This is a genomic window from Streptomyces sp. E2N166 (assembly GCF_003671715.1).
GTDB classification, from domain to species: domain Bacteria; phylum Actinomycetota; class Actinomycetes; order Streptomycetales; family Streptomycetaceae; genus Streptomyces; species Streptomyces thinghirensis.
This window is the reverse complement of sequence record NZ_RAIF01000032.1, coordinates 1326784-1340288: the sequence shown is the minus strand read 5'-3', so window position 1 is coordinate 1340288 and position 13505 is coordinate 1326784. Positions and strand designations below refer to the sequence as shown.

The following is a 13505-nucleotide window of genomic DNA, read 5'->3' as shown; positions in this document are numbered from 1 at the left end:
ATGCGATCATGAGGTGGGAGTTTCCGCCTTCGGTTGGAGTGCACATGGCCCTCGACGTCGACGCGATCCGCGCGCAGATACCCGCCCTGAAGTCCGGTTCCGCCCGCTTCGACGCGCCGGGCGGCACCCAGACCCCGCAGCCCGTCATCGACGCCATCGGCGAGGCGCTGGCCAACCCGCTGGCCAACCGGGGCCGGACGACCGAGGGCGAGCGCAACGCGGACGGCATCGTCGCGGACGCCCGGAGCGCGCTGGCCGACCTGCTGGGCACCGAGCCGCGGGGCGTCGTCCTCGGCCGCAGCGCCACACAGCTCGCCTACGACCTGTCCCGGACGCTCGCCAAGACGTGGGGGCCGGGCGACGAGGTGGTCGTCACCCGCCTCGACCACGACTCCAACATCCGGCCCTGGACGCAGGCGGCCGAGGCGGCCGGCGCGAGCGTGCGCTGGGCGGACTTCGACCCGGCCACCGGGGAGCTGCTTCCCGAGCACATCGGGGCGGTGCTCTCCCCGCGCACCCGGCTGGTCGCGGTGACGGCCGCGTCCAACCTCATCGGCACCATGCCCGACCTGCCGGCCGTCGCTCGCCTCGTGCACGGTGTCGGCGCGCTGCTCCACGTCGACGCGGTGCACTACGCCTCCCACGCCGTCGTCGATCCGGCGGCGCTCGGCGCGGACACGCTGGTGTGCTCGCCGTACAAGTTCCTGGGCCCGCACCTGGGGGTGCTGGCGGCCCGGCCCGAGTTCCTGGAGACACTGCGCCCGGACAAGCTGCTGGCCTCCAGCGACGCCGTCCCCGAGCGCTTCGAGCTGGGGACGCTGCCGTACGAGCTGCTGGCCGGCGCCCGGGCCGCGGTGGACTTCCTCGCGGGCCTGGAGCCGGACGCGCGGGGCAGCCGCCGGGACCGGCTCGTCGCCTCCTTCGCGGCACTGGAGGCCCACGAGGACGCGCTGCGCGAGCGGATCGAGCGCGGGGTGGCGGACCTCGGCGGGATCACCGTGTACTCGCGGGCCGCGCGGCGCACGCCGACCCTGCTGTTCACCGTGGCGGGCCTGCGCCCGGCCGACGTCCACCGGCAGTTGGCCGAGCGAATGGTCGACGCGCCCGCCGGCTCCTTCTACGCGGTGGAGGCTTCGCGCCGGCTGGGGCTGGGCACCGAGGGCGGCGTACGGGTCGGGCTCGCGCCGTACAGCAGTGCGGACGACGTGGACCGGCTGCTGACGGCGCTGGCCGGCCTCGACCGCTGACGGCGCGGGCCGACGGGGCTCACCCCAGCGGCACGCTCACCTCCCCGGCACCCTCCGCGCTCGCCCCGCCGGTGACGCGCACGGTGAACGGGCGGTCGGTGCCGCTCGCGGTGACCCGCAGTACGTCCCCGTCGCGCCGCACGCGGAACGTCGCGGCGGGCGTGCCCAGCAGGTCGGGCACGGTGGCCTCGGCCGTGTAGTCCGGTCCGGCGGGCGGGTGGACCAGCAGGGTCGGGGTGTCGAGCCAGTCCCCGTCGGGGCGTTGGTCGTCGGAGGCCAGCGGCAGGACGGCGCCCTCGCGGACGTACAGCGGCAGGCTGTCGTAGCCGTGCCGTTCGGTGCGCCAGGCGGGGCCGGTGACGCGCTCGCCGCTCAGGAGGTGGGTCCAGGTGCCCCCGGGGAGGTATACCTCGACCTCGCCGTCCTCGGTGAAGACCGGGGCGACCAGGAGGTCGGGGCCCAGCATGTACTGGCGGTCCAGCGGGCGGCAGCCCGGGTCGTGCGGGTACTCCAGGACCATCGGCCGCATCATCGGCACGCCGGTGCGGTGGGCCTCGGCGGCGACGCCATACAGGTAGGGCATCAGGCGGTGCTTGAGGAGGGTGAAGCTCCGGGCGACGTCGACAGCCTCCTCGCCGAACTCCCACGGCACCCGGTACGACGAGGAGCCGTGCAGGCGGCTGTGCGAGGAGAGCAGGCCGAAGGCCAGCCAGCGCTTGAAGACCGCCGGGTCGGGCGTGCCCTCGAAGCCGCCGATGTCGTGGCTCCAGAAGCCGAAGCCGCTCAGGGACAGGGACAGGCCGCCCCGGAGCGACTCGGCCATCGCCTCGAAGGACGACCAGCAGTCGCCGCCCCAGTGGACGGGGTACTGCTGGCCGCCGGCGGTCGCGGAGCGGGCGAAGAGGACGGCCTCGCCCTGCCCGCGCTCCTTCTCGAGGAGTTCGAAGACCGTCCGGTTGAAGAGGTGCGTGTAGTAGTTGTGCATCCGCTCCGGGTCGGAGCCGTCGTGCCAGACGACGTCGGTGGGGACGCGTTCGCCGAAGTCCGTCTTGAAGCAGTCCACGCCCTGGTCGAGCAGCGGCTTCAGCTTTCCGGCGTACCAGTCGCGGGCGGCCGGGCTGGTGAAGTCGACCAGGCCCATGCCCGCCTGCCACAGATCCCACTGCCAGACGTCGCCGTCCGGGCGGCGCACCAGGTGGCCGAGGGCGGCGGCCTCGTCGAAGAGGGGGGACTTCTGGGCGATGTAGGGGTTGATCCAGGCGCTGACCTTCAGCCCCTTGGCCTTGAGCCGGGCGAGCATGCCGTCCGGGTCGGGGAAGACGTCCGGGTCCCACTGGAAGTCGCACCACTGGTACTCGCGCATCCAGAAGCAGTCGAAGTGGAAGACGGAGAGCGGGATGCCCCGCTCGGCCATGCCGTCGACGAACTTCGTCACCGTCTCCTCGTCGTAGGAGGTGGTGAAGGACGTGGTGAGCCACAGGCCGAAGGACCAGGCGGGCGGCAGGGCGGGGCGGCCGGTGAGGGCGGTGTAGCGGGTGAGGACGTCCTTCGGGGAGGGCCCGGCGACTACGTAGTACTCCAGCGTCTGGTCCTCGACGCTGAACTGCACCTGTCCGACCGACTCGGAACCGACCTCGAAGGAGACGGCGCCGGGATGGTTGACGAAGACGCCGTAGCCGCGTGAGGAAAGGTAGAACGGGACGTTCTTGTACGCCTGCTCGCTGCTGGTGCCGCCGTCGGCCTGCCACATGTCGACCACCTGGCCGTTCTTCACGAACGGGGTGAAGCGCTCGCCCAGGCCGTAGATCTGCTCACCGACTCCGAGCGCGAGCCGGCTCAGCATGTGGTGCGCGCCGTCGTCCGTGGTGGCGAACGCGGTGCTCTTGGCGTCGGCACGGGTCAGCTCGCGTCCGTCCGCGCCGTGGAAGGTGAGTCCCCAGGGGCCCTCGCGGTCCAGGCGGAGGGACAACGGACCGCTGGTCAGCTCGGTGACCGTGCCGTCCTGGCGTACCGCGCCGGCGCCGTCCGCCGCGCCCGTGAGGGCGAAGTCGGGGCCCGGCCGGCGCTTTCCGGCGTGGTGGGTGACGCGGACGCCGATGACGCCCTCGGCGGGAGAGAAGCACTCGACCGTGAGGAGCGGCGCGTTGAGCGTGTCCCCCCTCCGCGTCACCTTCTTCACGGCGGCATGGGCGGTGAAGCGCTTCGATTCGGGACGCACATCGCGTACTTCGGTGGCGTACGAGAGATGCACGCCCTCGCGGATGAGCCAGAAGCCGTCGGTGAACTTCATGATCTTCCTCGGGTGGGACGGGAGCTGTCGGATGGGAGCACGGGGGCCGTCTCACAGCGTTTTGATCGTACACAAAACAAATCCCCGCACGGAGGGCTCCGAACCGAGTTCACCGTGCTGAACAGCCATGATTACGCACCAGAACAGTCCACTCACCCCGCGAAGCGGGGAGACGGGGGCCACTTTGCTCTAGCGCGACAGCGCTCCCTTGACGTATTAGTCATCACATCAAACAAAACAGTCCGGCAAGGAAGCCGGACGGTACGACAGCAAGGGCCGCACCATGTCGAAGCGCTTCACCTCGCTCGCCTTGACAGCACACCCTCCGGCTGCCACGCGCCACGGGCGAGGACGCTCACACCGAGCCGTCGCCCCGTTCGCCGCCGTCTCCGTCCTGGTCGCCGGGGCGGCGCTCACGGGCTGCGGACAGCAGCGCGACGCCGGCGTGTACACCGTGATGAACTCCTCGACCGACGAGTCCTACCACCGCTGGGACGCGGAGGCGATGGCCCGCTGCGGCGAGCAACTGGGCATCACCATCGAGCAGCAGAGCGTCCCGGCGTCGCAGGTGATGACGAAGGCACTGCGCATGGCATCGTCCAAGTCGCTGCCGGACATCGTGCAGTTCGACGCGTCCGAGATGCCGACCTTCGCCGACGCCGGCGGACTGGTCGACCTGCGGACCCTCGGGCTGAGCACCGAGGACATCCCCGAGGGCATCGTCGACTTCGGCTCGTACGAGGGGACGTACTACGGCGCGGCCCGGTCCGTGAACACGCTCGCGCTCTTCTACAACAAGGACGTCCTCGACAAGGCGGGCGTCGAGGTGCCCACCACCTGGGCGCAGTTGCGCGAGAGCGCGGAGCAGCTCACCGAGGGCAAGCAGTACGGACTGGCGCTCAGCGCGGGCGGCGCGGAGGACGGGGTCTTCCAGTTCACGCCGTTCATGTGGTCCAACGGCGGGGACGAGACCGAGCTGGACAGCCCGCGGGTCGTCGAGGCCCTCGACTACTGGAAGGGCCTGCTGAAGGACGGTTCGCTGTCGAAGTCGACGGTCAACTGGACGCAGGCGGACGTCAACGACCAGTTCATGGCCGGCAACGCGGCGATGATGATCAACGGGCCGTGGCAGGTGGAGACCCTCAACACCGACAAGTCGCTGCACTGGGGCATCGCGCCGATCCCCGTGCCCGAGGCCGGCGACGACTCGGTGGGCCCGCTCGGCGGTGCGGTGCTCACCGTGCCCGACACCGGTGACGAGGCACGGGAGAGGACGGCCGGGAAGATCGTCGCCTGCCTGGCGAGCGAGAAGGAGCAGCTGACCTACGCGCTCAACAGCTGGATGGTCCCGGCCAACGCGAAGGCCGCCGCCGTCTGGCGCGAACGGGTGCCCGAGCTGGACTCCCTCGCCGACCAGGTGGCCGTCGCCCGGTCCCGCACCGCGCAGCTCGGCGCCGGCTGGTCGAGCGTGTCGCTCGCCCTGCAGAGCGCCTTCCAGTCGGCCCTGACCGGCCAGTCCAGTGAGACCGCCCTGAAGCGCGCCCAGCAGCGGGCCACGAGCGGGAACTGAGGTACGCCCCCATGACCACGTCCACCGTCACCGCCCAGACGCCGGCCGAGGCGTCCAAGACGGCCGCCGCCCCTGACCCGGCCCGGCTCAGGCACCGGCGCCGGCTCGCCCAGTGGGGGTTCGTCGCCCCCGCCGTCGTCTTCATGCTGCTGTTCTTCGGCTACCCGCTCGTCCGCAACGTCGTGATGAGCTTCCAGCACTACACACCGAAGACCTTCTTCACCGGTGAGGCGCCCTTCAACGGCACCGACAACTGGTCCGACGTGTTCCAGGGCGCCCTGTTCGGCAAGGCACTGTGGCACACCCTCGTCTTCACCGCGGGCTCGCTGCTCGGGCAGTTCTGCATCGGCCTGGCGCTCGCGGTGTTCTTCAGCCGCCGCTTCCCGCTGAACGGGGTGCTGCGCTCGCTGATCCTGCTGCCCTGGCTGGTGCCCATGGTGGTGTCCGGCATCGTCTGGCGCCGCATCCTCGACCAGGACACGGGCGTGCTGAACTCCTTCCTCGAAACCGTCGGGATCGGCGGCAGCACACCTTGGCTGACCAGTCCGGAGATGGCCCTGGTGTCGGTCATCCTGGTCAACATCTGGATCGGCATCCCGTTCAACATGGTCATCCTGTACGGCGGTCTCCAGGAGATCCCGAGGGAACTGCACGAGGCGGCCGCGCTGGACGGCGCCTCGGCCTGGCGGACCTTCCGCTCCGTCACCCTGCCGTTGCTCAAGCCCGTCGTCACGGTCGTGCTCGTCCTCGGCTTCATGTCGACGGTCAAGATCCTCGACCTGATACTCGCCCTCACCGACGGCGGGCCCGCCGACGCCACCCAGACGCTCGGCACGCTGACGTACCAGAACTCCTTCGTGCAGCTGGACTTCGGCGCGGGAGCCGTCGTCGGCAACGTACTCATCCTGATCTCCGCCGTGTTCGCGGTGTTCTACCTGCGGGTCAACCGCACCGAGGGGAAGTGACCGACGATGGCAACCCACACGCCCACCGCGTCCCGGCGCCGCTGGGGCTCCACCGTCTCCGGTGTGCTCGTCCTCGCCGTGATGCTGTTCCCGCTGTACTGGATGCTCAACACCGCGCTCCAGCCCGAGTCGGGGCTGCTCCAGGTCGACCCGGTGCCGGGCAGCCTGGACCTGTCCGGCTTCTCCAAGGCCATCAGCGACCAGGGCGGGCACCTGCTGACCTCGCTCGCCGTCTCGCTCGGCGCGGTCGCCATCTGCCTGGCGATCTCGGCACCGGCGGCGTACGGGCTGGCGCGGTTCGGGCTGCGCGGCTCGCGCACCATCGTGTTCGGCACGCTGATCACCCAGATGGTGCCGGGCATCGTCATCGCCAACGCGCTCTACAACTCGTACGTCGACCTGGGCCTGGTCAACTCCTACTTCGGCCTGATGCTGGCGGACGCCTCGCTGGGCATCCCGTTCTCCATCGTGCTGATGCGCTCCTTCATGGTGTCGATCCCGGGCGAGGTGATCGAGGCGGCGCAGATCGACGGTGCCGGACCGGTGCGGACGTTCGTGCGAGTGGTGCTGCCGATGAGCCGCAACTCACTGATCACGTCGGGGCTGTTCGCGTTCCTGTTCTCGTGGAGCGACTTCATGTTCGCGCTGACCCTGAACACGACCGACGACGTCAAGCCCATCACCCTGGGTATCTACCAGTACATCGGCGCGCACGTCGGCGACTGGGGCTCGGTGATGGCCGCCTCCGTGCTCTCCGCGGTGCCGGCGGCGATCCTGCTCGTCCTCGCCCAGAAGTACATCGCCGCCGGAATCACCGGCGGATCCGTCAAGTGACCCGCGTTTACACGGAGATGAGCTGCACAGCATGAGCGACTACCCCAGCTTCCCGCCCGGTTTCGTCCTGGGCGCCGCGACCGCCTCGTACCAGATCGAGGGCGCGGCACGGGAGGACGGCCGCGGTCCGTCCATCTGGGACACGTACAGCCACACCCCCGGCCTGGTGGTGAACGGCGACACCGGTGACGTGGCCTGCGACCACTACCACCGCTACCCGCAGGACGTGGCGCTCCTGCGCGACCTGGGCGTGGACTCGTACCGCTTCTCGATCGCCTGGCCGCGCATCGTGCCGGAGGGTTCGGGCGCGGTGAACCCGAAGGGTCTGGACTTCTACTCCCGCCTGGTCGACGAACTGCTCGCGGCGGGCATCGAGCCGGCCGCCACCCTCTACCACTGGGACCTCCCGCAGGCCCTGGAGGCCCGGGGCGGCTGGCGGGTGCGGGAGACGGCGGAGCGGTTCGCCGAGTACACGGCCGTGGTCGCGGAGCACCTGGGCGACCGGGTGCCGCGCTGGATCACGCTCAACGAGCCGTGGTGCAGCTCCTTCCTCGGCTACTCCATCGGCCGGCACGCGCCCGGCGCCAAGGAGGGCCGGGGCGCCCTGGCCGCCGCCCACCACCTGCTGGTCGGCCACGGTCTGGCGATGTCGGCGCTGCGGGCGGCCGGGGTACGCGAGGCGGGCATCACGCTCAACCTGGACCGCAACCTGCCGGCCACCGACTCCCCCGCCGACCTGGCGGCCGTGGTCCGCGCGGACACCCAGCACAACCTGGTGTGGACCGAGCCGATCCTCGCGGGCCGCTACCCGGCCACCGAGGAGGAGACCTGGGGCGAGCTGATCACCGGGGAGGACTTCCGGCGGGACGGCGACCTGGAACTGATCTCCCAGCCGCTGGACTTCCTCGGCGTCAACTACTACCGGCCGATCGTGGTCGCCGACGCCCCGCACCGCGAGAGCGACCCGGCGCGGCGCGTGGCGACCGACAACCGCTACGAGGAGGTCCGGCTCCCCGGAGTCCGGCACACCGCGATGAACTGGCCGGTCGTCCCGGACTCCTTCACCGACCTGCTCGTCCGGCTGAAGAAGCAGTACGGTGACGCGCTGCCGCCGATCCACATCACGGAGAACGGCTCGGCGGAGGACGACGCGCCCGCCGCCGACGGCACGGTGCACGACGCCGACCGCGTCGCCTACCTGCGCGACCACCTCAATGCGCTGCGGGCGGCGATGGACGCGGGCGTGGACGTACGCGGCTACTACGTGTGGTCCCTGCTGGACAACTTCGAGTGGGCGTACGGCTACGACAAGCGGTTCGGCATCGTCCGGGTCGACTACGACACGCAGGAGCGCACACCGAAGGACAGCTACCGCTGGTACCGGGAGATGATCGCCGCGAACCGCGCCTGACGTGGGCCGCGGGGGGCCCCGGCCTGGCGGCCCCCCGCGTCAGCCCTGCTCGCGCTCGGCGTACGCCGCCGGGTCGGCCAGCACCTCGCGGACGATTACGCCGGCCGCGCCCCGGGCCGCGTCGCCGAGGGAGGACGAGGCGCGCAGCCGCTTCCCGTCCTCGCTCCACAGCCCCGAGACGACGCGGAGCGCGAGTTCGCGGTCGACGGCGGGGGCCAGCCAGTCCATCAGCTCGCGATAGACACCGCCGAGCATCACCGCGTCGGGGTCGAAGAGGTTCACCGCGCCCGACACCACGACGCCCAACTGCCGCCCGGCGCGCCCGATCGCCGACAGGGCGGCCGGGTCGCCCCGCCGGGCACGGCGTTCGAGCTCGGTGACGCCCTGCACGCCCGCGTCCGCGTCGATGCCGGCGGCCCTCAGCAGCGCGGCCTGACCGGCGTACTGCTCCAGGCAGCCGCGCGCTCCGCACCGGCACAGCGGTCCGTCCGGATCGACGACCATGTGCCCGATCTCCCCGGCGAAACCGTGCGCGCCGCGCAGCAGTTCGCCCCCCAGCACCAGGGCGCCGCCGATGCCGATCTCACCGGTCAGGTACAGGAAGCTGCGCACGCCCTCGGTGCCCGCGCCGTACCACAGCTCGGCGAGGGCGGCGGTGTTGGCCTCGTTGTCGGAGCTGACCGGCAGGGGGCGGTGGGCGGGGCGCAGGGCGAGGAGCGCCTGCGCGAACAGCCCCTCGACCGCGACCCGTTGCCATCCCAGGTTGGGAGCCTGGCGCACGGTGCCGCCGGCCACCAGGCCCGGCAGCGCGACGTGGACGCCGGCCGGTACGAGGTCCTGTTCGGCCGCCGAACCGATGGCACGGGCCGCCAGCCGGGCCGCGCGGGCCAGCACCTCGGAGGGCTGGACCCCGCGGTTGTCGAAGTGCTCCACGAGCCGGACCCGGTCGGTGCCTGCGAGGTCGACGACGCACACGGTGACGTAGTCGATGTTGATCTCGACACCGAGACCCGCCGGGCCCGACCGGGACACCTTCAGGACGGTGCCGGGCCGCCCCGCCTGACCGCTGCTGGTCTTGCCCCACTCGGAGACGAAGCCGTACTCCAGCAACTGCTCGACCAGGGACGACACCGCCGCACGCGTCAGTCCGACATGCGTGGCGATACCGGCCCGGGTCGACTCCCCCGCGTCGTGCACGGCTCTCAGGACCAGGCTGAGGTTGTGCCGTCTGACGGTGGCCTTGTCGGCCTTCGGCTCCAGGGGGGCGAGGTTGTTCTTCATGGTGGTGTCGAGCGTATGCGACGCCGGGGTCGCCGCCCCGCGCCCCGGCGTCCGGCCGGTACGCCCTTGCTCCGCCCCCGCTCCACCTCTAGCCTGACTTTGTGCCGCAAATAAACAAAGCCCGTTCGCACAACGCCGTGCCGGGCCCCGGCGACAACCTCATCCGCCTCCGCATCGCCCTGACCGCCTTCTTCGCGCTCGACGGCTTCGTATTCGCCGGCTGGGTCGTGCGGATCCCCGCCATCAAGGAGCAGACCGGTGCCTCCGCCAGCGCCCTGGGGATGGCGCTGCTCGGTGTCTCGGCGGGTGCCGTCGTCACCATGACGCTCACCGGACGGCTGGTCCGCCGCTACGGCAGCCACCCCGTCACCGTCGCCTGCGCGGTCCTGCTCTGCCTCAGCATCGCCCTGCCCCCGCTCACCCACTCCGCGCTCGCTCTCGGCGCCGTACTGCTGGTGTTCGGCAGCGCGTACGGCGGGATCAACGTCGCCTTCAACAGCGCCGCCGTCGACCTGGTGGCCGTGCTGCGGCGCCCGATCATGCCCAGCTTCCACGCGGCGTTCAGCCTGGGCGGCATGATCGGCGCCGGGCTCGGCGGGCTCGTCGCCGGATCCTTGTCGCCGGTGCGTCACCTGCTCGGTCTCAGCGTGATCGGCCTGCTCGTCACCCTGGTCGCGGGCCGCGCCCTGCTGCGCTGCGAACCCGCCGTGCCGCCCGACCGTACCGACCGGACCGACCGGACCGAGCGCGCCCCGCGCCGCCTCGACCGCCGCACGCGCCGCCTCGTGGTCACCTTCGGCCTGATCGCCATGTGCACGGCGTACGGCGAGGGCGCCTTGGCCGACTGGGGTGCCCTGCACCTGGAGCAGGACCTCGACGCGTCGCCGGGCATGGCGGCGGCGGGCTACTCCTGCTTCGCGCTCGCCATGACCGTCGGCAGGCTCACCGGCACGACGCTGCTGGAGCGCCTCGGCCGGACGACCACGGTGGTGGCCGGCGGCACGACCGCCGTGGCCGGCATGCTGCTCGGCTCGCTCGCCCCCTCCGTGTGGGCGGCGCTGTTCGGCTTCGCGATCACCGGACTCGGGCTCGCCAACATCTTCCCGGTCGCGGTCGAACGGGCCGGCGCGCTGGGCGGTCCCAGTGGCGTCGCGACCGCGTCCACGCTGGGGTACGGCGGCATGCTGCTCGGGCCGCCCGTCATCGGCTTCATGGCCGACTGGTTCTCCCTGCCCGCCGCACTCACCAGCGTGGCGGCGCTGGCGGCGGTGGCTGTGCTCGTCACGATCGCGACCCGGCGCGCGGCGGCTGCGGGCTGAGCCGCGTCGCGTGCCGGGTCCTCTCGCCGGAGCGACGGCGGCCGCCCGTCGCGGCAGGTGCCGCGGAAGCCGCAGTCGGCACTCCCCCGGTAGTCGGAGTCGGTACTCTGCGGTGGCATGCGGCCTGGCGGACCCCGCTACCCGACTGGGAGGACCCGACGTGACCAGTAAGTTCACCGAGCTCGCGATCGACTGTGCCGATCCCGGCGGTCTCGCCCGGTTCTGGTGCTCGGTCCTCGGCTACGAGGTGCAGGACGAGGAGGACGGAGTCGTCTCCATCGGCTCCCCCGAGGTGCCCGAAGGCAAGGACCGCCTCGGTCCAGTGCCACCGACGTTGACGTTCGCGCGCGTTCCCGAGGGCAAGACCGTCAAGAACAGGCTGCACATCGACGTCAATCCCACCGACGGGGAACAGGACGAAGAGGTCCGTCGCCTGCTCGGCCTGGGTGCTCGACACGCCGACGTCGGCCAGACGGGCGACGAGAGCTGGGTCACACTCGCCGACCCGGAGGGAAACGAGTTCTGCGTCCTGGCGGGCCGCCGTCCCTGACCGGAGGCCGCACACCGCGGCCGGAGCTGTTTCCGGTCGCCTGCCCGCAAGCCCACTCCGTCCGGCACACTCCCTGCCATGGAGACTGCCAAGTTCGTCGAAACACTGGACCGCGAGGGCGCGTTGCTCGCCTCGGCCGCCGAGGCGGCGGGCGTCGACGCCAAGGTGCCGACCTGCCCCGGCTGGCAGGTGCGGGACCTGCTGCGGCACACGGGGATGGTGCACCGCTGGGCTACGGAGATCGTCGCCGAGGGGCACACCGGTCCCGTCCCCGACGGTGGCCTGCCCGACCTCGACGGCTCCGCGCTGCTGGCCTGGTTCCGGGAGGGCCACGGGCGACTCGTCGACACCCTCGCCGGCGCCTCGCCCGGCGTGCGCTGCTGGCACTTCCTGCCCGCACCGTCGCCCGTGGCCTTCTGGGCCCGACGGCAGGCGCACGAGACGACCGTGCACCGGATCGACGCCGAGTCGGCCGGGGGCGGCGTCCCCACCGGCATCGGCGTGGACTTCGCGGTGGACGGCATCGACGAGTTGCTGTGTGCCTTCCACGCCCGCCCGAAGAGCGCGGTTCGCACCGAGGAGCCCCGCACACTGCGGGTGCGGGCGACGGACGTGCCCGGCGCCGTGTGGACCGTACGGCTGTCGGCAGGGCCACCGGAGACCGAGCGAGGCGACGCCGGGGACACCGACTGCGAGCTGACCGGACCCGCCGCCCGCCTGTACCCGGCGTTGTGGAACCGCCTCCCGTTCCCGGAGGTGACCGGCGACGCCTCCCTGGCCGCGTTGTGGCGTGAGAAGTCGGGCGTCACCTGGAACTGAGCCGTCCCGCGCGCGGCGAGGTCGGCCGGCCTCCGGTGCGGCAACGGTCGAGAGTTGGCACCGGTTGCGGGCGCAGGGTGCGGGTGCGGAGGTCGTGGTGGGCGTCGCGGTGCCGAATCGGTGGACGTCTGGGAGGCTTGCCCGCATGGACACCTACGGGGGACGGCGTACGCAGGGCGAGCGGGACGCGATCACGGTCGAGATCGGGTACGCGCTGTGCAGCGCGGCCTTCGCGGCGGCCGTGCTGTTCGGGGCCGTGGCGGGGCCGGCGTACCTCTTCGGCCTGCCGTCCGGTGTGCGGGGCGTGCTCGTCGGTTCGGGTGCGGTGCTGGCCGTGGTGGTGTTCTTCCTCCGTGTGGTGAGCGTGCTGGTCCGGTTCGCGCGCGGCGATCAGCCCAGCCAGCCCGGGCGCACCAACCCCGACTCGTAGGCCAGCACGACGAGTTGGGCCCGGTCGCGGGCGCCCAGCTTCACCATCGTGCGGCTGACGTGGGTTTTGGCGGTGAGCGGGCTGACGACCAGACGGCGGGCGATCTCCTCGTTGGACAGGCCGATGCCGACCAGGGCCATCACCTCCCGTTCGCGCTCGGTCAGCCCGGCCAGTTCGCCGGCCGCGGCGGGCTCCTTGGAGCGGGCCGCGAACTCGGCGATCAGGCGGCGCGTGACCCCCGGCGACAGCAGCGCGTCACCGTCGACCACCGCCCTTACGGCGCGCAGGAGTTCCTCGGGTTCGGTGTCCTTGACCAGGAAGCCGGAGGCACCGGAACGGATCGCCTCGAAGACGTACTCGTCGAGTTCGAAGGTGGTCAGCATGACGACCTTCACGTCCCGCAGGGCGGCGTCCCCGGTGATCCGACGGGTCGCGGCCAGGCCGTCGAGGAGGGGCATGCGGATGTCCATCAGGACGACGTCGGGGCGCAGTTCGCGGATCGCGCGCACCGCCTCCTCTCCGTCGGCGGCCTCCGCGGCCACCTCGATGTCCGGCTGCGCGTCCAGCAGCGCCCGGAAGCCGGCCCGTACCAGTGACTGGTCGTCGGCGAGCAGTACGCGGATCACCGGTCCTCCTCCTTGACGTCCTCGGCACACTCGCGGCTCTTGTCGTCCTCGGTGATTCTCACGTCGATCGGCAGGGCCGCGAGCACCCGGAAGCCGCCGTCGGGGCGCGGGCCCGCCTCGATGGAGCCCCCCAGCGCCGCCGCCCGCTCCCGCATCCCGGCCA

General features: G+C 71.8%; 12 protein-coding genes. 9 read left to right on the top strand and 3 right to left on the bottom strand.

Features of this window, described 5'->3' with window-relative positions; all coding sequences use genetic code 11:
- The first annotated feature begins 44 nt into the window (after positions 1-44).
- Positions 45-1247 carry a cysteine desulfurase-like protein gene (locus tag EBH09_RS32960; RefSeq protein ID WP_121750496.1) on the top strand — a complete coding sequence of 401 codons (1203 nt, stop codon included), beginning with the start codon at positions 45-47 and terminating at the stop codon, positions 1245-1247.
- 19 nt (positions 1248-1266) lie between these two features.
- Here EBH09_RS32960 and yicI read toward each other — a convergent pair whose 3' ends face one another.
- On the bottom strand, positions 1267-3537 hold the full coding sequence (gene yicI, locus EBH09_RS32955; RefSeq protein ID WP_121750495.1) for an alpha-xylosidase: 2271 nt from the start codon (positions 3535-3537) through the stop codon (positions 1267-1269).
- Between the two features lie 283 nt (positions 3538-3820).
- Between yicI and EBH09_RS32950 the strand changes: the two genes are divergently transcribed.
- Genes EBH09_RS32950 through EBH09_RS32935 form a run of 4 tightly spaced genes read left to right on the top strand, consistent with a single transcriptional unit; the run spans position 3821 to position 8317 of the window.
- On the top strand, positions 3821-5107 hold the full coding sequence (locus EBH09_RS32950; protein WP_193776656.1) for a sugar ABC transporter substrate-binding protein: 1287 nt from the start codon (positions 3821-3823) through the stop codon (positions 5105-5107).
- 11 nt (positions 5108-5118) lie between these two features.
- Positions 5119-6072 carry a sugar ABC transporter permease gene (locus tag EBH09_RS32945; protein ID WP_121750494.1) on the top strand — a complete coding sequence of 318 codons (954 nt, stop codon included), beginning with the start codon at positions 5119-5121 and terminating at the stop codon, positions 6070-6072.
- Between the two features lie 6 nt (positions 6073-6078).
- Positions 6079-6906 (top strand): carbohydrate ABC transporter permease, encoded by an 828-nt coding sequence (locus tag EBH09_RS32940; RefSeq protein WP_121750493.1) that lies wholly within the window; start codon positions 6079-6081, stop codon positions 6904-6906.
- A gap of 31 nt (positions 6907-6937) precedes the next feature.
- Entirely contained in the window at positions 6938-8317 is a 1380-nt protein-coding gene (locus EBH09_RS32935) for a GH1 family beta-glucosidase (RefSeq protein ID WP_121750492.1), read from the top strand.
- A 39-nt stretch (positions 8318-8356) separates the two neighbouring features.
- Here the strand turns inward: EBH09_RS32935 and EBH09_RS32930 are convergent, their stop codons facing one another.
- Positions 8357-9598 (bottom strand): ROK family protein, encoded by a 1242-nt coding sequence (locus tag EBH09_RS32930; RefSeq protein WP_121750491.1) that lies wholly within the window; start codon positions 9596-9598, stop codon positions 8357-8359.
- A 137-nt stretch (positions 9599-9735) separates the two neighbouring features.
- On the opposite strand from EBH09_RS32930, the gene EBH09_RS32925 reads away from it, so the two are divergent.
- From EBH09_RS32925 to EBH09_RS32910, 4 genes are all read left to right on the top strand, one after another.
- A complete protein-coding gene (locus EBH09_RS32925; RefSeq protein ID WP_121750490.1) occupies positions 9736-10917 on the top strand; it encodes an MFS transporter in 1182 nt (393 codons plus the stop codon).
- 160 nt (positions 10918-11077) lie between these two features.
- Positions 11078-11467, top strand: a complete 390-nt coding sequence (locus tag EBH09_RS32920; protein WP_121750489.1) for a VOC family protein — start codon at positions 11078-11080, stop codon at positions 11465-11467.
- A gap of 78 nt (positions 11468-11545) precedes the next feature.
- Positions 11546-12286 carry a maleylpyruvate isomerase family mycothiol-dependent enzyme gene (locus EBH09_RS32915; RefSeq protein ID WP_121750488.1) on the top strand — a complete coding sequence of 247 codons (741 nt, stop codon included), beginning with the start codon at positions 11546-11548 and terminating at the stop codon, positions 12284-12286.
- 145 nt (positions 12287-12431) lie between these two features.
- On the top strand, positions 12432-12716 hold the full coding sequence (locus EBH09_RS32910) for a DUF6332 family protein (RefSeq protein WP_121750487.1): 285 nt from the start codon (positions 12432-12434) through the stop codon (positions 12714-12716).
- Here EBH09_RS32910 and EBH09_RS32905 read toward each other — a convergent pair.
- On the bottom strand, positions 12677-13342 hold the full coding sequence (locus tag EBH09_RS32905) for a response regulator transcription factor (RefSeq protein WP_121750486.1): 666 nt from the start codon (positions 13340-13342) through the stop codon (positions 12677-12679). The genes EBH09_RS32910 and EBH09_RS32905 overlap by 40 nt on opposite strands.
- Between the last annotated feature and the right edge of the window lie 163 nt (positions 13343-13505).